The sequence below is a fragment of the Novosphingobium oxfordense genome (genome assembly GCF_044029435.1).
Lineage (GTDB): Bacteria > Pseudomonadota > Alphaproteobacteria > Sphingomonadales > Sphingomonadaceae > Novosphingobium.
This window is the reverse complement of the sequence record NZ_CP147005.1, coordinates 2,414,280-2,433,846: the sequence shown is the minus strand read 5'-3', so window position 1 is coordinate 2,433,846 and position 19,567 is coordinate 2,414,280. Positions and strand designations below refer to the sequence as shown.

Here is a 19,567-nt window from a genome sequence, read left to right as displayed (position 1 = left end):
CGCGGGTGGGGGCCCGCGCATCGATCCCGGTCGCTGACGAATATCGAGGAAACTTCGGCATGCACGGTACCAACAGGCACATCACCGGCAGTGCGACGGGCGGCCCGGAAACGCCGCCTTTGCGCGTGCTCTACGTGGTGCCCCCGTCGAAACAGTTCGCCGGGATCGAGCGGGTGACGGACGAGATCGCATCGGCCCTCGCCACGTTCGAAAGCCCGCGTTTCGATGTCAGCGTACTCTACTTCCGCGACTATCCCGAAGTGGTCGATCCCGCCTATTCGGTCATTCGCGGTGAGGCGGAGCGGACGCGGCATATCCCCGGCGCGGTCCAGCGCGTGTTGGACACGCACCGCTTCGACCTGGTGGTGATCCCGCAGTTCGAAATCGCCTTCCTCTGCATGGTGCAGGATCGGTTGCGCGGGCGGCGGACCCACATCGTGCTCCACCTCCACGGCAATCCGGAGATCGAGCGTGCCGTCTCGCTGAAATCGCGGGTGCTGTTCGCCTTCCTGAAGCCCGCCGCGCCCCGGTTCGCCGGCGTGATCGCGGTTTCGCCGGGGTTGGCGCGCCATGCCTCTGCCATGATGGGCGGCGGGGTCTCGGTCGAGCATATGCCCAACCCAGTGCGCCAGCTGGGCGATCATGTGCGAGTGGGCGCGGAGGCGCTGGCCGGCCGGAATTTCGTGACGGTGGCGCGGCTGGCCTACCAGAAGGGGCACGATATCGCGATCACCGCGTTCCGCCGCGTGGTGGACGCCTATCCCGATGCCCGGCTGACGATCGTGGGCGAGGGCCCCGAGCGTCCCAAGCTGGAGGCGCTGATCGCCCGGCTGGGATTGCAGGACAATGTGCGCCTTGCCGGCATGGTCGCCAATCCCTCGGCCGAACTGGCTTCGGCGCGGGCCTTCGTGACGGCGTCGCGCTGGGAAGGCTTCGGCGTCGCCATTGTCGAGGCGATGAGCGTGGGCTTGCCGGTGGTTGCCGCCAAGTGCGATTTCGGGCCGGAGGACTTGATCGTCGCCCCCGAACTGGGCGAACTGGCCGAACCGAACAACCCCGATGGGCTGGCGGAGGCGATGATCCGCCAACTGGCGCAGGAGCCGCGCGCCGAACACGTCGAAATTCGCCGCCGCCATGCGGCCGAGAGCGCCAAGGCCGCCGTCGTCGCCCGTCACGCCGCCTATCTTGCCGATCTCAAGCGGAGCCTGCCGGCATGAGCGCTTTTCCGGCCCCCTATCTGGTGATCAGTTCCGCGCACGATTACCGGTCGAAGAAGCGCGCCAATATCCATTTCATCACCGACGCGCTGGCCTCGCGCGGCGAAACCATGTTCCTCAGCACCCATTCCAGCGCGCTGTCGCGGCTGAAAGGGCGCGATACGCGGCATCAGCAGTTCTCAGACATGGGCCTGACCGCGAACGGCGTGTCCTGCTATCTCTGGCATTCGCTGCTCCATCCGGTGAACGTGGCTTCGGCGGCGGGGCGCTGGTGGAACCCGGTTGCCAGCGCGGTCTATCGCCGGCGGATGCCGCCGATCGTACGTGCCATGATCCGCAAGGCGGCCACCATCGTCGTCGAATCCGGCAGCGCGGTGGCCTTGCTTTCGGAGATCCGGTGGCTGAACCCGGAAGCGAAGATCATCTACAACGCGTCCGACACTTTGGGGACCATCGGGCTCGGCCGCTATTACGACGATCAACTGGCGGCAGCGGCGGCGGGGATCGCTTATGCCCGGCTGCCCTCGGCGCTGATGATCCCCGATCATCGCAGCATCGCCGAACACCGTGTGATCGCGCATGGGCTCGACGATGCCTTCTTCACCGGCGGCCTGCCCGATCCCTACGAAGGCAAGCGAGCGGCGATCTCGGTGGGATCGATGCTGTTCGACCCGCATGTGTTCGACGTTGCCGCGCAGGCATTTCCCGATCTGCAGTTCACCGTGATCGGATCGGGCCATCAAGGTACGGACCGCGCCAATCTGCGCTGGCTGCCGGAAATGCCGTTCCGCGACACGATCCCCTACATCCGCCACGCCACCTTGGGCATCGCGCCCTATCGCTCCGCACTGGCGTCTGACTATCTGATCGACACCTCCATGAAGCTCCTGCAGTTTGAGGCGGCGGGCCTGCCGGCGGTCTGTCCGGACTTCGTGCAGGGCGGCAAGCCCACGCGCCACGGCTACCGGGTGGGCGACGCCGCTTCGATCGTCGCCGCCATGCGCGCTGCGCTGGATGCGCCCAAGGCCGCGCTGGCACCCCCGCGCACTTGGGACCGTGTGGTGGACGAGATGCTGGCGCCTTCACCGCTATCGGCCGGGGGAGCACCGGTAACAGGAGCATCGGCATGAAGCTGTCCTGGCTGCTGCTGGCCCGGCTTCTGGCGGGCGGGGTAGGCTTCTTGCCCCCGCTGGTCGCGGCATCGCTGCTGGACGGGTTGCAATACGGGCTGGGTGCAAGCTCCTTCGCGGTGGGCATGCTGGTGATCGGCCCGGTCGCCCAATATGCGAAGCAGGGCTATCTGCGGTCGATCCTGCTGCCTGACCGGCCGGACATTTCCGCGTGGCATATCCTTTTCGTGTTCCTGGCGCTGGTTATCGCCGGAATGGTGGTGAGCCATGTGGCGCTGGGCGTGCCGCTGATGGCGCTGGCGGCGATCTTCGTGGCGGTCTGCTCGCTGGCGATCGTCCGGATCGAGGAAGTGCGGCAGGTCGCGCTCGATCGGCAATTGCTGGCAGTATGCCTGTTCTACGTGGTGCCGCCGGTGATGTTGACAGTGCTGTTCGCGGCATCGTGGTTCTTCGCGCTGCGGCCCGACTGGGTGGCGATCTCGCTGGCGATGTCGATGGCCTATCTCGTGCCCTCGCTGCTGTCGATCGTGCTGCGGCGGGGCTTGGCTGCGCTCTCCGTGCAGCCGATGCGGATGGAGCATGTGCGCCTGTTGTGGACGGAGAGCCGCACCTTCCTGGTCAGCGGCATCGTCATGTCCGCCACCGAAAGCCTGCCGACCTTGGCGCTTACCGCGCTGGGCGTGCCGCAGGCGGTGGCGACTTTCGAATTGGTCCGCAAGCTGTCCTCCGCCGTCTCGGTCTTCCTGCATGGCCTGTCGATCGCCTTCGCGCCGCGCCTGATCAAGGCGGCGGCAGAGCAGGACTGGACCGCCGTGCGCGGCACGATCTGGCGCAATACCCAGCTCTCGATCGCCTTCGCGGCGGTGTACCTGCCGCTGGCGGTGGCCGCCGTGCTGGTGCTGGGCCGGCTGGGGTGGATCCACGCCAGCGTTTCGTTCGACCTTGCTCTGCCGCTGTTCGCCAGCGCCTTCGTCACTTGCGTCGCCGCGCCGTTCGGCATGGCGGTGGCGGCACTCAATAGCGAGAAGTGGTGGGTGATCGGCGGTTTTCTGGGGGTGGCCAGCTTCGCCGCGACGCTGGCATTCGCGCCGTTGCTGGGCGCGGCGCAGGCCGTAGCCGTGGCGGTGCTGATCCAGAATCTGGTGCTCAGCCTGACGATCAGCCTTGTCGTATCCCGACTGGTCTTCCTGCACCGGGGCGAGGGGGCATCCCCGAAGCGCGAAGTTCGGGGTTTATCGCTGGAAGCGGAGTGATCCGATGACATCATCTCTCTCGTCCCGCCGCGCTTTCGTCGCGATGCTCGCCTGCCTGCCGGTGGCCGCGCGCGCAGTAGCGGCGCCGCCCGTACGGGACATTCGCGAGTTCGGCGGCAAGTCTGACCCGGCGCGCGACCAGCAGGCGGCGCTCCAGAGTGCGCTGGACTGGTGCTCGCAGGCGAAAGGCGTGCTGCGGCTGGAGAAAGGCGGCACTTATTGCCATTCGGGCATGCTTGCTTTGGATGGCGGCGCTATCGAGGGATCGGGGGCGACGCTGAAGGCGCTGGACCCGAACAACGGTCGCCTGCGGGTGACCGGCAGCGGCGCGCGGATCAGCGATCTGACGCTGGCGTCCCCGGCCACCAAGCGCATTCAGGCCTATTCGGGCTTTGGCCTCTTGGTGCAGTCGGCCCACGGCTTCACGCTGTCCAACGTGACTGTGCGCGGCGCGGCGACGGCGGGGATCGCGCTGGACGACGCCCACGGCGGCACGCTGCGGCACATTCTGGTGCGCGATACGATGGCGGACGGGCTGCACATCACCAATGGTTCCTCCGATATCGCGGTGAGCGGCTATCAGGCGATCAATACCGGGGACGATGGCTTTGCGGTGGTCAGCTACGACCGGCCGAACCAGAAGGGCCGGCGCTGCTCGAATATACGCGCCAGCGGGCTGACGATCACCGATGGCCATGCGCGCGGTGTGGCGGTGGTCGGCGGTGCGGACGTGACGGTATCGGACGTGCGCGTGGTGCGATCGGCCTGTGCCGGGCTCTACCTCAATTCGGAGCGGAGCTACGGCACTTTCGGCAATGCCCGGATCACGGCGCGGCGGGTGCAACTGGTGGACTGTGTAACGCGCAAGGGCATCAATCAGGGCGCGGTCCATATCCAGGGCCGCCCGGATTGCAGCGTGCAGCGTGCGGGCGCCGACGCCATCGCCTGCTCCACGCAGGGCGTCACTGTGTCCGAACTGGAGATCGACGGCCTTGGCCCCGGTGCGCGGGCCGGGGTGGTGGCGGCGGGATCGGTGCGCGACGTGCGCGTCAGCGGCCGGCGCGGCGGTGGCAAATGGTCCCGCCCGGCGGCGGTGGTCGATCCCGGCGTGCGCGATCCCGGTGCCGTGTCGCTGAAGGTCTCCTGAGTGGATGGACCTTCGGCGTCGTCCTCAGGCCACTTTCGCTGCGTAGATCATCCGGCCGGAGCCCAAGTGATCGAACGCGCGGTTCAGCAGGCTGTCGCCGACCGCCAGGCAACCCTGGCTGCGGCCCAGCTTGCCGTGGACCGCGATCATCGACGGTTCCGCATACCAGGCCCCGTGGATGACGATGGCGCGTTCCAGCGCGTTGCTGTTGCTGGCGTCCAGCCCGATCAGCCGCTGCGAGCGTCCATGACGGCCGAAGTAGTAGTCGGACGTCAGATAGGCGCCTTCGCTGGTCGCGTTGGAACCGGGGCTGTTGGAGAAGCGTTGCAACCATCCGGTGTGGTTCGGATCCGAACCGCTGCCATGGGCGACATGCAGCGTCGATGTGGTGCCGCCCACGAGATCGACGAGATGGAGGCGGGGATCGGACGAGGACGAGGAAAAGTCGACGATGCCGATTCGATCGCGCATCACCCGGCCGCCGTGGCGGTCCAGCGCGGCCATCGCGGCGTCGAACAGTCCGGGGTTCACGCCGGAACGGACCGCGGGCAGCGCCGCAGGAGCCGTGGGCGCAACGCCGGGGCCGGGCAGCGGGGCGCGCGGCAGTTCGGGCAGCACGCCGCCCACGCCGAAGGGCGAGGAGGAAATGGCGCTGGCCGCAGTCGAGGAGCTCGCCGCAAATGCCGTCGCGGCGACAATGAAGTTACGTCGGCTGAAGTTCATATTGCTGCCCCATTAGGGCATGTTCGTCGACAAGGTCTTGGAGTGATTCTCATTAATCGTCACAACGTGCTGTATTCGCGTTCATCGTCAGGAAAGCGTTCCGCATGACTGCAAACCGCTCCGGCGCACCCACCAGCGATGAGTATCGCAAGGCGGTTTCGGCGATTATCCGGCAGATCCAAAAGAGCCAGGCTCTCAACGATCGCCAGCTCGCCGAACGGCTGGGATGCTCGCCCGGAACGATTCGCAACGCGAAGTCCGAAGCGACCAGCCTCGACCCCGTGATGCTGCTGGGCATCGAGAAGAGCTTCGGCCCCGGGGCCATAGACCGTTGCCTCGGCCTGGCGCAAGTGCGTGCGGTGGCGCTGCCGGAACGGATGATCGGCGTCGATCCCATTCTGGCACTGGTAGAGGCGCTGCACCGGCTGGTGGAGGCGCAGGCAGTGGATAGCGAGGGCGGCAAGCGGATCACCAAGCACGAACTGAGCAAGATCCTGCCCGAACTGCGGCAGGGCCGCGCCGCGCTGGATGCGTTGATCGCGCGCGCCGACGTGAAGTGACCGACGTGGAGCGACCATCGGGCGTGGAGTGACCATCGGGGGCGACAACCTTTCGCATTTGCCCTAAGCTGCGGTCATCTCATGGGAAATTCCACGCTTCGCCAATGTCCGCATTCTACCTGACATGGATCGCGGTCCTGCTCGCGGGCTTCGGTGCGCGCGATCAGATGACCGTGGCGGGGCTGGCCCGCCGACAGGGCGCACGGCCGGGTGTGTTGCTGGTCGCGTTGGCCTGCGCGGTGCTGACGGCGGGGATCGCGGGCTGGGCCGCCAGCCTGCTGCTGGTGCAACTGCCGCCCCCGGCACGGGCGATTTTCGCGGGTATCGCGCTGGCCATGGCAGGCGCGGAGCTGATGATCTTCGTGCCGCGCCGCGATCCGAAGGAGCCGACCAATTCGCTGGGCGCGCTGGCGCTTGTGCTTTTCGCGCAGGAACTGACCGACGCGGCGCGCTTTCTGATCTTCGGGCTGAGCGTCGGCCTTGCCGCGCCGGTTGCGGCGGGCGCGGGCGGCGCGCTGGGCGGCGCGGCGCTGGCGGGTCTGGCCTGGGCAGCGCCGGATCTGCTGGATCGCGGGGCCCTGTGCTGGATCAGGCGCGCGATCGGCCTGCTGCTGCTGTTGGCGGCGGCCGTGCTGCTGCTTCAGGAATTCTCACTAGTCTGATCGAAAATTCGCGTTCCAACCAGACTTCAATTCATACGTTCACCAATCTACATTCCATCCTCCCCCACATGACGACCAAGGGAACCAAAGGCATGACTTCCAAGGACGACAATTCGAAGGCCGCGCTGATCGACAGCCTCAACGGGCTGCTGGCCGATACCTTCGCGCTCTACGTGAAGACCAAGAACTTCCACTGGCACGTCAAGGGCCCGCAGTTCCATGACCTGCACCTGCTGTTCGACACGCAGGCGACCGAGATCTTCGGCCTGACCGACCTGATCGCCGAACGCGTGCGCAAGCTGGGCGGCACCACGCTGACCTCGATCGGCGCAATCGGCGCCAAGACCTCCATCGCGGACCAGGACAAGACCTCGCTGGACGCCATGGCCATGGTCAAGGAACTGTTCGAGGACAATTCGTCCTACGTCGCCTCGCTGAAGGCGACCAAGGAACTGGCCGGCGACGCGGGCGACAACGCCACCGACGGCATCATCGACGACTGGACCGACCAGGCCGAACAGCGCGCCTGGTTCCTGCGCGAAATTCTCGCGTAATCCATTCCTTGGGACTGGCTGTGGGCATGGAGGGAGTGCTAATGCTTCCTCCATGCCCAAGCTGGAAATCATCGAAAACGCCGACAATGCGGCCATCGCCCAGTGGTTCGCCGCGCGCCTGAAGGCCGCGCTCGCCACCAGTCCCGACGATATCGCGGTAACCGTTCCGGGCGGCTCCACGCCGTTCCCGATCTTCGACCTGTTGGCCAAGGAAGATCTGCCCTGGCACCGCATTGCGGTCTGGCCGGGGGACGACCGTATCGTGGATGAGGATCATCCCGCCAGCAACGTCGGCAAGATCCGCGCCCGGCTTGAGCCTGTGGGCGCGCAGATCGTGCCGCTGACCGAAGATGCGCAGCCCCCGCACTTCGCCATCGCCTGGATGGGCATGGGAGGCGATGGGCATATCGCCTCGCTGTTCCCCAATACCGATCCGAAGGCGGACGATCCCTATCCGGTCCGCCGTCTGACCCCCGATCCGCTGCCGCCCGAAGCCCCGTTCGACCGGTTGAGCCTGACCATCCCCGCGCTGGTGGACAGCGACGAGATCGTCTTCGTGATCCGCGGCGACGACAAGCGCGCGGTGTTCGACGCCGCCGTGAAGGGCGAGCATGACCTGCCCATCGCCCGCCTGCTGCGCGCGGCCCGCCACAAGGTGACCTGCTTCTGCTGAACTTCCTGCCCGCCAGCCTCCACCGGACGCTCTACCGCATCGCGCATCGGGCGCGGATGGTGCTCTGGCGGATAAGGCGCCCGCGCCTTGAAGGCGTGCGTGTGCTGGCGCTCGACCCCGAAGGCCGCATCCTGCTGCTGCGCCATTCCTATGGCTCGGGAAAGTGGATGCCGCCGGGCGGGGGCATGAACCGCTCCGAAGACGCGCTGGCCGCCGGCATGCGGGAGTTCGAGGAGGAGACGGGCCGCCCGCTGCTCGACGGGCGGGCCCTGATCGTCATCGACGAGGATCTGCAGGGTGCCAGCAACCGCGTCCACATGGTCGTCGGCCGCGTGGAGGGCACGCCCCGGTGGGACGGGCGCGAGATCGTGGAAATTGCCTTCTTCCCGCTGGACGACCTGCCCGACCACATGCCCACGGGCCTGGCGCGGAAAATCCGCAACTGGATCGCGGAAAGCCGCTAGAGCGGTTTCCGATCCGATTGCGTCGGATCAGCCGCTCTAAGTCATTGGCCCACCGTGTTTTGCGGATCGCCGGGTAATTACTGCCTGATTAGAAAACGCCCAATGGCGCGGCGCGCAAGGGCTGTTATCGCTGCGCTGGCGCGTGGCGCAACCGCGTGGTTCTCGTTCAAATCCAAAAGACTCGCTCCCGTATTTAGTGGGATGCAGGTTGCTGTTTTCTTCAAAATATCGATTGCAGCTATTCGGAGTGTGTAGTTCCGCACATCCTTCAAGATATTTTAACCACGCGGACCTAGGAAGACCACCTAGAAGGAAGTCTTCGCGTGAAGGGCCTTCATCAAAGTGACGAATTTCTGATGGTGAAGCGATGAAGATCGATTTGAAATCTTGCCCGCCGGAAGTATTTATATCCGGAATTGGCCTGATCGCGATGCTATTGATTTCGATCGGATTCGATCTACCGATCGTAATGCCGGCAAGTACGCAGGCTAAATTTCTTGGTTTGTACTTCATATATCCTATGGTCGGTGTCGTCCTGATCGGTCTGCCGATGATTTTTCTGGGAAAGCGCAAGGTGGCAGCCCGTTTTTTGATCGGCTTGCCTTGCTATACAATCGCGCTATTTGTGTATTTCAACGTGAAATTATGGATTCCGCATCTTAACTCACACAATTTTGATGGATTTTACTGGAAGATAGACGAATTTTCTATGCCTTTGATTTATTTGTGCATGGCTATTCGGCGTGGACTTCTGCCGGTGATTCCATATGAGGCGAATTTTTACTTGTCCTCGTACATGATGCTTTTCTACATCAGCTTCCTCTATCACGCCATTCGGACGCCGGAGCAGTTCGGCAAACTCATCGTGGCAGTAATATTGCTTCAGCTGTTGAGCATCGTCGGATACGTAGGAACGCCGGCGGTCGGTCCTTTCATTTTCCAGAATGGCCTCAATCCGATTATCTCGCAGGGCCAGCACCAGATGCTGAATTTCTATTTCCATTCGCTGTCCGGCGGCGGGAAATGGATTGCCAGCCAAGGGGGCGCCAATTTCACGGCCGGGCTGGCGGCTATGCCGTCGCTGCATGCGGGCGGTGCGTTCCTGTTCTTCATGTTTGCGCGCAAGCACGGGAAAGTCCTGGTTCCGCCTTACGCCTTCATCCTGTTCTACATTCTGGTGACGGCAATCGCTTCGCGTTGGCACTACGTAATCGACATCCCCGTGGGAATGGGGCTCGCCTGGTTCAGCTACACGCTGGCAGACCGGCTTTCACCTGCCGGCGTCCGCGATGCCGCCATTGCCGCAAGGGGCAAGGCCGAACAGGGCTTCGGCTATCCTGCGCCGGTGCCTGCGCTGACTTGATGAAGGGCTGAGGGTGGGGCGGCGCGTTCAAAGCAGCGAGAGCTGGCCGTCCTTGGCCGGGCGTGCGTCTTCCTCGCCCCGTTCCAGCGCCGAGAGGGTGAGGCCCATCAGGCGGATCGGCTGGGGCAGGGGCAACAGGTCATCCAGCAGGGCATGGCCGATGCCCGAGAACTCCGCCTTGTCGGCCACGAAGTGATGCAGCGATCGGGCGCGGGTGATCGTGGTGAAGTCGGCATAGCGCAGCTTCAGCGTCACCGTGCGGCCGCGCGTGTCGGCGCGTTCGATACGGGCCCAGACGATCTCCACGATCTCGTCCATCGTCGTGCGCAAGGCATCGGCGCCGGCGATGTTCTCGAAGAACGTGCGCTCCCCGCCGACGGACTTCCGCGGGCGGTCGGCGCGGACCTGTCGCAGGTCGACGCCGCGTGCCGCCCGGAACAGGTATTCGGCGAAGCTGCCGAAGTTCGCGCGCAGGAAGGCAAGGTCCTTGGTGACCAGGTCGGCCCCCGTCTCGATGCCTAGCCGTGCCATCTTCTCCGCCCCGCGCGGGCCCACGCCGTGAAAGCGCCGCACGGGCAGCCCGGCGACGAACTGCGCGCCTTCGCCCGGGCGGATCACGCAAAGCCCGTCGGGCTTGTTCTGGTCGCTCGCCAACTTTGCCAGGAACTTGTTGTAGGAAACGCCCGCGCTGGCGGTCAGGCCGGTTTCCGCCTTGATGCGGCGGCGGATTTCCTCGGCAATGCGGGTGGCCGAACCGATGCCCTTGAGGTCCGCCGTGACGTCCAGATAGGCCTCGTCCAGCGACAGCGGTTCGACGTGGGGGGTGTAGTCCAGGAAGATCGCGCGGATCTGCTCGCTGACCTGGCGATAGACGTCGAAGCGGGGCTTGCGGAAGACCAGGTCGGGGCAGAGCCTTGCGGCTTTCACGGAGGGCATCGCCGAGCGTACGCCGAACTTGCGCGCCTCGTAGCTGGCAGCGGCGACCACGCCGCGCTGGGATGATCCACCCACGGCGACGGGCTTGCCCTTCAGCGTAGGTTCGTCGCGCTGTTCGACGCTGGCATAGAAGGCGTCCATGTCGACATGGATCACCTTGCGCAGGCCGTCGGCTTCCTCCTCGCGTTCATGATCGGCCGATGACATGCGGGTCTTATAGCGAGGGGTGGGCACGCTCCATAGGGGAGATCATGATCGGTGATCGCCAATGATGTGCGTTGCCCAATTGTCCGTTCGATGAGGCGCCGCACTCTCGCCACCCAACGCCGTCATCCCCGCGAAGGCGGGGATCCCGCTTCTTATCGCAGGTGGCGCCGTTCGGCCGATGTGACCGTTTGAACCCAAGGAAAGCGTTGCCCCCGCCTTCGCGGGGGCAACGGGAGAGTGTGCGCGGGAAGTTCGGAGCGGGGGCGGGAAAGGCGCGAGGTCCTGCAACGGACGTCCTCAAACGAAAACGCCCGCCGGTTTCCCGGCGGGCGTTTCGATTTCGTAGTGCGAGTGCGGATCAGCGCAGGCGCACCGGCACGAAGGCGGCCGGTTGGCCGCGCGGCTGGACGCGCAGCAGGATCGCGGAACGGTTGTCGGCCTTGGCGGCCTTGATCACGTTCTCCAGATCGGCCTTGGTCGTCACCGGCTGGTTGTTCGCCGACAGGATGATGAAGCCGCGGGCAAAGCCCTTCTGGCCGGCATCCGAGCTGGGATCGACCGAGATGATGACAAGGCCCTTGGTACCTTCCGCCGCGCCCAGCTGGCGAGCGATCGTCGGGGTCAGCGGGGTCACCGAAAGACCGGTGGCCTTTTCGATCACGCCCTGGGTCTGCTGCGCCGGCGGGTTGTTGAAGGCGTCGGTATCCTGATCGTCGCCGCTGTTGTCGAACGACTGGGCCAGATCGTCCTCGCTCGGGCGCTGGTCCACCGTGGCGGTCACCGTCATGCGGCGGCCGTTGCGGATCAGCTCCACCGGCACCTTCGTGCCCGGCGCCGTGTTGGCGACGAGGAACGAGAGGCTCTGGTCGCGGGTCACTTCCTTGCCGCCGACCTTCACCACCACGTCGCCGGCCTGGATGCCGGCCTTGGCGGCGGCGCCATCGGCGACCACGCTCTGGATGAATTCGCCCTTGTTGTGCTCAAGGCCCAGCGAATCGGCCAGATCTTCGTTCAGCGGCTGAATCTGCACGCCCAGATAGCCGCGCTGGATCTTCTCGCCCTTGATCAGCTTGTCGACGATGGGCGAGGCGATTTCGGAGGGAATCGCGAAGCCGATGCCGACGCTGCCGCCGGTGGGGGAGAAGATGGCGTTGTTGATGCCGATCACCTGCCCGTTCATGTCGAACATCGGGCCGCCGGAGTTGCCGCGGTTGATCGAGGCGTCAGTCTGGAGATAGCGGTCGTAGGCGCCGCCGGCACCGGTGTTGCGGTACACGGCCGAGACGATGCCCGCCGTAACCGTGCCGCCCAGCCCGAACGGGTTGCCGATGGCGACCACCCAGTCACCCACGCGCGCCTTGGAACTGTCCCCGAACTTCACGAAGGGCAGCGCCTTGGGGGCGGTGATCTTCAGCACGGCCAGGTCCGACGCGGCGTCCTTGCCGATCAGCTTGGCCGGATACTCGGTGCCGTCGGGCATGATGACGGTGATCGATTCGACCTGTCCCTTGCCCTCGGCCGTGATCACGTGGTTGTTGGTGACGATGTAGCCGTCGGCCGAGACGATGAAGCCCGAGCCCAGGGACTGCGCCTCACGCGTCTGCGGGCTGGAGCCGCCGCCGCCACCGCCGCCGAACAGGCCTTCGAAAGGCGTGCCCGCGAAGGGATTGGCGCCGCCGCCCTGCACTTGCACGCGCTGGCGGGTGGAGATGTTGACGACCGAGGGCGCCAGCTGTTCGGTCAGGTCCGCAAAGCTCGCCGGAGCGCCGCCGCGAGGGACCACGCGGGCCATCTGGCTGGCTTCGTTCTGGGCGACCTGGGCGCCAGCCGGATAGCCGGTGACAAGGGTGAGCGTCGCGCCTCCCAGCAGGAGCGCTGTGGTCAATCCATAAGCGTATCGCACGGGCTTCACGTCCTTTGATTCCTCCGTCCTGGCAGTGCAGGGTCACATACTGTCGTCACCGCCCGGTTGACGCTCCACGAGCTTAACCGGGTTTGAATGACGTCTCTGCGTCAGACCGGTGCAAACGAGCGCCGATCCGTTGATCGTCCGAAAAGCCTTATGGTTCCCGGAAATGCTTTAGATACGCGTTGTCGGGCGAAAGAAGAATAGTCTTGCCGCCTTCGCCCTTGCTATCGAACGAGATGGTATAGCTCTTCATCGCCCGGTAGAAATCGTAGAACTGGGGGTCCTTGTCGAAAGCATCGGCATAGATGCGCGAGGCTTGCGCTTCGGCATCGGCGCGAATGATCTGCGCATCCTTGGTGCCTTGCGCGCGGATCGTCTTGGCCTCTTCCTGACGCGTGGCCTGCATGCGGTCGAACGCGCTTTCCAGGGCGCTTTCGGGCAGGTCGGCCCGCTTGATCCGCACGTCGATCACTTGCGCGCCGTATTCGCGCGCCTCACGGTCCAGACCATCGCGGATATGGGCCATCGCCTCGCCGCGCTCGGCAGTCAGCAGCGACTGGAACGTGCGCTTGCCCAGTTCCTGCCGCACGACCGAGGACAGGATGGGCTGCAACTGTTCGGTCAGGCGTTCGGATGTCTGCGCCGTCTGCACCATCTTCACCGGATCGATGATCCGGTAGCGGGCGAAGGCGTCCACATTCAGGCGCAACTGATCGGTGGAGAGCACCTGTTCCTGCTGCATGTCCACCGAAAGCAGGCGCTTGTCGATGCGCACCGCGCGTTCCACGACCGGAATGCGCCAGTGGATGCCGGCATCGGTCGCGCCGAACGGCGCGCCGGGCACATAGGCATTGTAGACGCGCGTCGGACGGCCGGCGCGCACGATCACCACCTGCTCCGTCTCGGGCACGACGATCACGCTTACCAGCACGGCGGCGGCGGCGGCACCCGCCGCGATCCATGCGGCCTTGTAGTCCTGCCAGATGCTCATCACTGGCCTCCCTGTGCGGGGGCGGCGGTCACGGTGATGTCACCGGCAGCGGCAGGATCGGCGCGGCGCTTCATTTCGGGAAGCGGCAGATAGCTGGTCATGTTCTTGGGTTCGGCGACGACGGTGTCGTTCTGGGAAATCACGCGCTCCATCGTTTCGTAGTACATGCGCCGCCGCGTCACTTCGGGGGCGAGCTTGTATTCTTCGTAGACCTTGTCGAAGGCGGTGGCTTCACCCTGCGCATGGGCAATCGCCTGCTGCGCACTGGCGCGCGCGTTCGAACGATCGCGGTCGGCTTCCTGCTGGGCGACGTTGACCTGATCGAAGGCGGCGCGGGTCTTCGACGGCGGATCGGCCTTCTTGATCTCGATCCCCTGGATCGAGATGCCGGCGCGATAGTAGTCGAGAATGCGCTGCGTCCGCTCGCGCACGTCCTGCTCCACGCGGGCACGCCCGGCGCCCGACAGAGCCTCATTCAGCGAGATCTGGCCGATGGAGGCGCGCATGGCCGCCTCTGCCACTTCGCGCACGGTGTCCTTGGGGTCGACCAGGCGATAGGAATAGTCCTGCAGGTCCTTGATGTTCCAGCGGACCAGGTAGCTGAGGTCGACAAGGTTCTTGTCGCTGGTCAGCATCAGCTTCTCGCTCTCGCCATCGGGGATCGTGTCCACCGCGAAGGAGCGCACGTCGGTCTTGTCCACCTGCTCGATCGGCCAGGGCAGGGTGAGCGAAACGCCGGAATCGATCACGCGCGAGAATTGGCCGAAGCGGGTGACGACGCCCTGTTCCTGGGGGCTGAGCGAATGGACGGAGGAAACGGCCAGCAATCCCACTACCGCCAGGCCGATGCCCTGCGGCAGCCACGACTTGCCATCGGCGCGGCGCGGCAGATTGGGGAAGCCGCCGCCCAGTCCGCCGCCGCCATTGCCGCCGGTGCGGCGCGGATCGCGCGGACGGAAGATATCCTCGATACTGGCGGAGCGGCGCGGCGGGGTGCCGCCGCTGGGCAGCCAGGGGTTGCGCGGGCCGCGCGGTTCGTTGGGGCCGCCCTTGCCGGTCGAGGGGGCGGAGGGGCCAGCGGGCGTGGAATCGCCGGGCTTCCCGCCTTCGGGCCGGTCATCGGGGGTAGAGCCGGGCGTGTCGGACGCGGGGCGCCCGTCATCGCCGCCGCTGCCACTGCCGCTGCCACCGCCACCCGGCTGCGATGCGCCGTCGTCCCCGTCGCCTCCTTCGTTGCCACTACCGTCCGAGCCCCACGGGCTCTTGCGGCCTGCCATGGCAAGCGTTTCGCCCGAAAGGGTGTCCTGTGCGGTGCCGAGGCCGGCGCGTGAGATTGCGTCACCGTTTGCTGTCATGCCGTTATCTATAGGAAGCCTTTTTCGTCTTAAACAGTGCCTCTCTTGCCCTTTTTCCTCGACTACGCCACCTGAGCGGCATCGGACCCTCCGATTTTCCCGTATTCTCCACCTCATTTATCTCCAAGGACGCCATGACCAGCCCCGATGCCGCCGGCCCCGCCGATCGCCTGAAATCCCTGTTGCCGCCGGATCTGGCGGACCGGGTGCGGTCGCTGCGATTGACCGACGGGCGCGCCGTCGTGGTGTTGGACGGCACCGGCCTTTCGGTTCAGCAGCAGACCGCCGTGGAACCTGCAGTGCGCGCGGCGCTGGAAGGGGCTGAGGGCGTGGCGGAAGTGCACGTCGCGGTGATGGCGGACAAGCCGCGCCAGCACATCCTTGCAGTCGGTTCGGGCAAGGGCGGGGTGGGCAAGTCCACGCTGTCGGCCAATCTGGCGGTGGCTCTGGCCCGGCTGGGCCGCAAGGTCGGGCTGGTGGATGCGGATATCTCCGGCCCATCGCAGGCGCGATTGCTCGGCACTGAGGACCAGCGCCCGGTCGCGCATGAAAGCCGGCTGGTGCCGGTGGCCAGCCCCTGGGGCGTGCCGATGCTGTCGATGGCGCATCTGTCCGAACCGGGGCAGGCGATCGCCTGGCGCGGATCGATGGTGGCCGGCGCGCTGACCCAGTTTCTTGAGGCGCATTGGGACAATGCGGAGATCATCGTGGTCGATCTGCCGCCCGGCACTGGCGACGTGCAGCTGACGATGCTGCAGAAGTTCAAGCCGGCGGGCGCGGTGATCGTCTCCACCCCGCAGGACCTGGCGCTGATGGACGCGGCGCGGGCGGTTTCGCTGTTCGAAAAGAGCAACGTGCCCGTGGTGGGCGTGATCGAGAACATGGCCGGCTATGCCTGCCCGCACTGCGGGGAGGTGAGCGATCCCTTCGGCGCCGGCGGGGCAGAGGCCGCTGCGAAGACCATGGGACTGGACTTCCTGGGCCGCATTCCGCTGGATATCGCGATCCGGCGGGACAGCGATGCCGGCACGCCGCCGGCGGCGGGAACCGGGCCGCAGGCGGAAGCTTTCGTGGCGCTGGCACGCCGCGTGTCGGATTGGCTGGATACGATCTGATGGCGGTTTCGCGGCGCGGCGTCCTGATCGGTGCGCTGGCGGGCGGCGGCCTTGCGGTCGGCTACCTGCTGCGCCCGCATCGTTTCCCGCTGCCGCTGGAACCCGGCCCGGACGAGCATGCCTTCGGCGCCTGGATCAAGATCGGCGCGGATGGCGTGGTCAGCGTGGCGGTGCCGCAAGTGGAAATGGGGCAGGGCGTCACCACCTTGCTGCCCCAGATCGTCGCCTGGGAATTGGGCGCGGACTGGCGACAGGTGGCGGTGGAGCCGGCCCCGGTCAGCGCGTTCTATGCCAATACGGTGCTGGCGGCGAAGTGGGCGCCGCTTTGGATGCCGTTTGCAACCTCTCTTGCCGACAAGCCCGATGCCTACGTCACCCGCCGCTGGGCGGAGGATCACCGCTTCAACGTGACGGCGGACGGCACTTCGGTGGCCGCCTACGAAGGCCCGGCCCGCGCGGCTGCCGCCTCGGCCCGCGCCTTGCTGGCGCAGGCTGCCGCCGCGCGCTGGGGCGTCACTGCCGAAGAGTGCGAGGTGCGTGACGGGCTTGTCCACCATGCCGGCAAAGTGCTGCCCTTCGGCGTGCTGGCGGCGGAAGCGGCCGCGTTCTCGCCGCCGGATCCGCCGCCGCTGCGGCCCGATTTCCCCGCCGAAAAGCCGGGAGAGTTCCCGCCCGGCGCGCGCCTGCGCTATCCCCGGCTGGACTTGCCCTCCAAGGTGGAGGGATCGTGGACTTTCGCAGGCGACGTGCGCCTGCCGGACATGCTGCGCGCCTCGATCCGCCATGCCCCGCTGGTCGGCGGCACAGGGGCGATGGCGGAAGTGTCGGGCCTGAACGAGCAGGCGGCGAAGTCGGTGCGCGGCTTTCGGCGCTTCGTGCAGGGGCCCGGCTGGGTCGCCGCGCTGGCGGATGACTGGTGGAGCGCGGAAACCGCGCTGGTGCGCGCCCAGCCCCGTTTCCGCGTGATCGGCGCGCTCGACAGCGATGTGGTGGACAATGCGCTGGATACGGCGATGCGCACCGGCGGCGGCGAACGCATCTACCTGAGCGGAGACGGCGCGGCGGTGAACGGCCTGCTGCCGTTCCAGGTCCGCTACGAAGTCGCCCCCGCCGCCCATGCCACGATCGAGACGGCGACCGCCACGGCCCGTTTTGCCGATGGCACGCTGGAACTCTGGATCGGCACGCAGGCGCCGGAAGCGGTGCGTGCGGCAGCAGCCGAAGCCATCGGCATCGGGCCGCGCGCGGTCGTGCTCTATCCCATGGCGCTGGGCGGCAGCTTCGACTTGCGGCTGGAATGCCGCCACGCGGCGCAAGTGGCGGTGCTGGCGAAGGCGGCGGGGCGGCCGGTGCAGCTCACCTGGCCGCGCGGAGAAGAATTCCGCGCCGCGTTCCCGCGCGCCCCCGCCGTGGCGGTGATGGCGGCGCGCCCGAATGCGGAAGGCGGCATTGCCGGTTGGCGCGCCCGCATCGCCATGCCCGCCACCGCCCGTGAATTCGGCCGCCGCATGTTCGCGGGGGACAGCCCCGGCGATGCGGTGGCGGCAGTCGCCGGGAAGGCCGATGCGATGGCGCTGGAAGGGGCAGTGCCCGCCTATGCCATCCCCGCGCTCGCCGTCGACCACATCCCTGCCACCATCGACCTGCCGACTGCGCGGATGCGCGGCAATTCGCACGGCTACACCGCCTTCTTCAACGAAAGCTTCGTGGATGAACTGGCCCACCGCGCCGGGCGAGAGCCGCTGTCCTACCGCATGGCGATGCTGGGGCAGGACGTGCGCCTGGCCGAATGCCTGCAGCGGGTTGCCGCGCTGTCCGAATGGGGCGGCGGGGGCGACAACAGCGGGCAGGGCATCGCCTGCCATGCGATCGGCGCGGGGCGCATCGCCGTTGTCGCCAGCGCCCGGCGGGACGAGAGCGGCGTGCGGGTGGACCGGCTGAGCGCGGTGGCGGACATCGGCCGGATCGTCAATTTCGACATTGCCCGCCAGCAGATCGAGGGCGGGCTGGTCTTCGGCCTCGGCCTGGCGCTCGGCTGCGCGCCGCGCTATGCCGGCGGCCGGCCGGACAGCGACCGGCTGGGCGACATGGCCTTGCCGACGCTGGCCGATTGCCCGCGCATCGAAGTGGAATTCATCGAGGGTAAGGCCGATCCTGCCGACGCGGCACAGGCTGCAGGTTCGGGGGCTGCAGATCCGGGCGAACTGGGCACCGCAGTCGTGGCGCCCGCCGTGGCCAATGCGCTTTATTCGGCGACCGGGCTGCGCTTCCGTCGCCTTCCCCTGTTTGCGGAGGAGTTCTGATGCCGCCTTCCAATTCCGGTGTGGCTGTTTCCCGCGTCGGCGTCCTGCTGGTCAACCTGGGCACGCCCGATGCCCCTACCGCGCCGGCCGTGCGCCGTTATCTGGCGGAATTCCTGTCCGACCCGCGCGTGGTGGAAATCCCGGCGATCGCGTGGAAGCCGATCCTCCACGGCGTGATCCTGCGCACCCGCCCGGCAAAGTCCGCCCATGCCTATAGCCAGGTCTGGACCGACAAGGGGTCGCCGCTGGCCGTGATCACCGCCGCACAGGCGGAGAAGTTGCAGCAGCGGCTGGGGCAGGACATCATGGTCGACTGGGCGATGCGCTACGGCAATCCCGCGATCCCCGCGCGGCTTGCGGCGATGAAGGCGGCGGGGTGCGACCGCATCCTGATCGCGCCGCTCTACCCGCAATATTCGGGCGCGACGACAGCTTCGGTGACCGATAAGGTGGGGCAGGCGATGGCGGCGATGCGCTGGCAACCGGCGCTGCGCAACCTGCCGCCCTACTACGCCGATCCCGGCCATATCTCCGCGCTGGAAGCCGACTTGGCGCGGCAGGTCGAACGGCTGGCGTTCACGCCGGAGGTGCTGGTGCTGTCGTTCCACGGCATGCCCCAGCGCACCACCGATCTTGGCGATCCCTATTACTGGCACTGCCGCGAAACCTCGCACCTGCTGGTGGAGCGGCTGGGGAAGCGCTTCCCGGCGCTGCGCATCGAAACCAGCTTCCAGTCCCGCTTCGGCCGCGCCAAGTGGCTGGAGCCTGCGACGGAAGACCTGCTGATTGCCGAGGCCAAGGCCGGCACCCGCCGCATCGCGGTGGCGGCGCCGGGCTTCTCGGCCGATTGCGTGGAAACGCTGGAGGAACTGGCGATCCGCGGGCGGGAAGTGTTCCAGACGGCAGGGGGCGGCGATTTCGCGGTGCTGGCCTGCTTGAACGACACGGCCGAAGGCATGGATATGCTGGAAACGTTGGTCCGGCGAGAGCTTTCGGGCTGGTGAT

18 protein-coding genes are annotated in these 19,567 nt (G+C 66.6%); 13 read left to right on the top strand and 5 right to left on the bottom strand.

Annotation, left to right across the window (positions count from 1 at the left end; genetic code table 11):
- Positions 1–59 precede the first annotated feature (59 nt).
- From WBP07_RS11290 to WBP07_RS11275, 4 genes are read left to right on the top strand one after another with little or no spacing between them, the layout of a single operon-like run.
- Positions 60–1,217, top strand: a complete 1,158-nt coding sequence (locus WBP07_RS11290) for a glycosyltransferase (protein ID WP_395391146.1) — start codon at positions 60–62, stop codon at positions 1,215–1,217.
- Positions 1,214–2,347 (top strand): hypothetical protein, encoded by a 1,134-nt coding sequence (locus WBP07_RS11285; RefSeq protein WP_395391145.1) that lies wholly within the window; start codon positions 1,214–1,216, stop codon positions 2,345–2,347. Before WBP07_RS11290 ends, WBP07_RS11285 begins: the two co-directional genes overlap by 4 nt.
- Positions 2,344–3,600 (top strand): hypothetical protein, encoded by a 1,257-nt coding sequence (locus tag WBP07_RS11280; protein ID WP_395391144.1) that lies wholly within the window; start codon positions 2,344–2,346, stop codon positions 3,598–3,600. Before WBP07_RS11285 ends, WBP07_RS11280 begins: the two co-directional genes overlap by 4 nt.
- Positions 3,601–3,604: 4 nt before the next feature.
- Positions 3,605–4,747, top strand: a complete 1,143-nt coding sequence (locus WBP07_RS11275; protein WP_395391143.1) for a right-handed parallel beta-helix repeat-containing protein — start codon at positions 3,605–3,607, stop codon at positions 4,745–4,747.
- A 24-nt stretch (positions 4,748–4,771) separates the two neighbouring features.
- On the opposite strand, the gene WBP07_RS11270 is transcribed toward WBP07_RS11275, so the two are convergent.
- Positions 4,772–5,470, bottom strand: coding sequence for a murein L,D-transpeptidase catalytic domain family protein (locus WBP07_RS11270; RefSeq protein WP_395391142.1), 699 nt, complete (start codon positions 5,468–5,470; stop codon positions 4,772–4,774).
- A 104-nt stretch (positions 5,471–5,574) separates the two neighbouring features.
- Here WBP07_RS11270 and WBP07_RS11265 point away from each other — a divergent pair, with 104 nt between their 5' ends.
- The 6 genes from WBP07_RS11265 (at position 5,575) to WBP07_RS11240 (ending at position 9,746) form a co-directional block, all read left to right on the top strand.
- Positions 5,575–6,030: an XRE family transcriptional regulator gene (locus tag WBP07_RS11265; RefSeq protein WP_395391141.1), complete on the top strand. Its 456-nt coding sequence runs from the start codon at positions 5,575–5,577 to the stop codon at positions 6,028–6,030.
- Between the two features lie 104 nt (positions 6,031–6,134).
- Positions 6,135–6,692: a hypothetical protein gene (locus tag WBP07_RS11260; RefSeq protein WP_395391140.1), complete on the top strand. Its 558-nt coding sequence runs from the start codon at positions 6,135–6,137 to the stop codon at positions 6,690–6,692.
- A 92-nt stretch (positions 6,693–6,784) separates the two neighbouring features.
- A complete protein-coding gene (locus tag WBP07_RS11255) occupies positions 6,785–7,246 on the top strand; it encodes a Dps family protein (RefSeq protein WP_395330855.1) in 462 nt (153 codons plus the stop codon).
- A 52-nt stretch (positions 7,247–7,298) separates the two neighbouring features.
- Positions 7,299–7,919, top strand: coding sequence for a 6-phosphogluconolactonase (locus WBP07_RS11250; protein WP_395391139.1), 621 nt, complete (start codon positions 7,299–7,301; stop codon positions 7,917–7,919).
- Between the two features lie 101 nt (positions 7,920–8,020).
- Positions 8,021–8,383 carry an NUDIX domain-containing protein gene (locus WBP07_RS11245; RefSeq protein WP_395391138.1) on the top strand — a complete coding sequence of 121 codons (363 nt, stop codon included), beginning with the start codon at positions 8,021–8,023 and terminating at the stop codon, positions 8,381–8,383.
- Between the two features lie 367 nt (positions 8,384–8,750).
- Positions 8,751–9,746 carry a phosphatase PAP2 family protein gene (locus tag WBP07_RS11240; RefSeq protein ID WP_395391137.1) on the top strand — a complete coding sequence of 332 codons (996 nt, stop codon included), beginning with the start codon at positions 8,751–8,753 and terminating at the stop codon, positions 9,744–9,746.
- A 27-nt stretch (positions 9,747–9,773) separates the two neighbouring features.
- Here the strand turns inward: WBP07_RS11240 and dinB are convergent, their stop codons facing one another.
- The 4 genes from dinB to WBP07_RS11220 form a co-directional block, all read right to left on the bottom strand.
- Complete coding sequence (gene dinB, locus WBP07_RS11235) at positions 9,774–10,889, bottom strand: DNA polymerase IV (RefSeq protein ID WP_395391136.1); 1,116 nt, start codon at positions 10,887–10,889, stop codon at positions 9,774–9,776.
- Between the two features lie 358 nt (positions 10,890–11,247).
- The gene (locus tag WBP07_RS11230) at positions 11,248–12,792 is read right to left on the bottom strand and encodes a Do family serine endopeptidase (protein WP_395395778.1); all 1,545 of its coding nucleotides are present in this window, start codon (positions 12,790–12,792) and stop codon (positions 11,248–11,250) included.
- Between the two features lie 157 nt (positions 12,793–12,949).
- Positions 12,950–13,792, bottom strand: a complete 843-nt coding sequence (hflC, locus tag WBP07_RS11225; protein WP_395391135.1) for a protease modulator HflC — start codon at positions 13,790–13,792, stop codon at positions 12,950–12,952.
- Positions 13,789–15,066, bottom strand: a complete 1,278-nt coding sequence (locus tag WBP07_RS11220) for an SPFH domain-containing protein (RefSeq protein ID WP_395395777.1) — start codon at positions 15,064–15,066, stop codon at positions 13,789–13,791. The genes hflC and WBP07_RS11220 overlap by 4 nt, the downstream gene beginning before the upstream one ends.
- Before the next feature lie 212 nt (positions 15,067–15,278).
- On the opposite strand from WBP07_RS11220, the gene WBP07_RS11215 reads away from it, so the two are divergent.
- From WBP07_RS11215 to hemH, 3 genes are read left to right on the top strand one after another with little or no spacing between them, the layout of a single operon-like run.
- Positions 15,279–16,259 carry an Mrp/NBP35 family ATP-binding protein gene (locus WBP07_RS11215; protein WP_395391134.1) on the top strand — a complete coding sequence of 327 codons (981 nt, stop codon included), beginning with the start codon at positions 15,279–15,281 and terminating at the stop codon, positions 16,257–16,259.
- Complete coding sequence (locus WBP07_RS11210; protein WP_395391133.1) at positions 16,259–18,562, top strand: molybdopterin cofactor-binding domain-containing protein; 2,304 nt, start codon at positions 16,259–16,261, stop codon at positions 18,560–18,562. Before WBP07_RS11215 ends, WBP07_RS11210 begins: the two co-directional genes overlap by 1 nt.
- Positions 18,562–19,566 (top strand): ferrochelatase, encoded by a 1,005-nt coding sequence (hemH, locus tag WBP07_RS11205; protein WP_395391132.1) that lies wholly within the window; start codon positions 18,562–18,564, stop codon positions 19,564–19,566. The genes WBP07_RS11210 and hemH overlap by 1 nt, the downstream gene beginning before the upstream one ends.
- The last annotated feature ends 1 nt before the right edge of the window (position 19,567 follow it).

What these genes read in the sequence shown, in the direction of transcription:
- WBP07_RS11270 (WP_395391142.1), bottom strand. Translation starts at nt 5,470, where the DNA reads ATGAACTTCAGCCGACGTAACTTCATTGTCGCCGCGACGGCATTTGCG.
- WBP07_RS11285 (WP_395391145.1), top strand. Translation starts at nt 1,214, where the DNA reads ATGAGCGCTTTTCCGGCCCCCTATCTGGTGATCAGTTCCGCGCACGAT.
- WBP07_RS11210 (WP_395391133.1), top strand. Translation starts at nt 16,259, where the DNA reads ATGGCGGTTTCGCGGCGCGGCGTCCTGATCGGTGCGCTGGCGGGCGGC.
- WBP07_RS11290 (WP_395391146.1), top strand. Translation starts at nt 60, where the DNA reads ATGCACGGTACCAACAGGCACATCACCGGCAGTGCGACGGGCGGCCCG.
- WBP07_RS11275 (WP_395391143.1), top strand. Translation starts at nt 3,605, where the DNA reads ATGACATCATCTCTCTCGTCCCGCCGCGCTTTCGTCGCGATGCTCGCC.
- WBP07_RS11280 (WP_395391144.1), top strand. Translation starts at nt 2,344, where the DNA reads ATGAAGCTGTCCTGGCTGCTGCTGGCCCGGCTTCTGGCGGGCGGGGTA.
- WBP07_RS11250 (WP_395391139.1), top strand. Translation starts at nt 7,299, where the DNA reads ATGCCCAAGCTGGAAATCATCGAAAACGCCGACAATGCGGCCATCGCC.
- hemH (WP_395391132.1), top strand. Translation starts at nt 18,562, where the DNA reads ATGCCGCCTTCCAATTCCGGTGTGGCTGTTTCCCGCGTCGGCGTCCTG.
- WBP07_RS11255 (WP_395330855.1), top strand. Translation starts at nt 6,785, where the DNA reads ATGACTTCCAAGGACGACAATTCGAAGGCCGCGCTGATCGACAGCCTC.
- WBP07_RS11240 (WP_395391137.1), top strand. Translation starts at nt 8,751, where the DNA reads ATGAAGATCGATTTGAAATCTTGCCCGCCGGAAGTATTTATATCCGGA.
- WBP07_RS11260 (WP_395391140.1), top strand. Translation starts at nt 6,135, where the DNA reads ATGTCCGCATTCTACCTGACATGGATCGCGGTCCTGCTCGCGGGCTTC.
- WBP07_RS11265 (WP_395391141.1), top strand. Translation starts at nt 5,575, where the DNA reads ATGACTGCAAACCGCTCCGGCGCACCCACCAGCGATGAGTATCGCAAG.
- dinB (WP_395391136.1), bottom strand. Translation starts at nt 10,889, where the DNA reads ATGTCATCGGCCGATCATGAACGCGAGGAGGAAGCCGACGGCCTGCGC.
- WBP07_RS11220 (WP_395395777.1), bottom strand. Translation starts at nt 15,066, where the DNA reads ATGGCAGGCCGCAAGAGCCCGTGGGGCTCGGACGGTAGTGGCAACGAA.
- WBP07_RS11215 (WP_395391134.1), top strand. Translation starts at nt 15,279, where the DNA reads ATGACCAGCCCCGATGCCGCCGGCCCCGCCGATCGCCTGAAATCCCTG.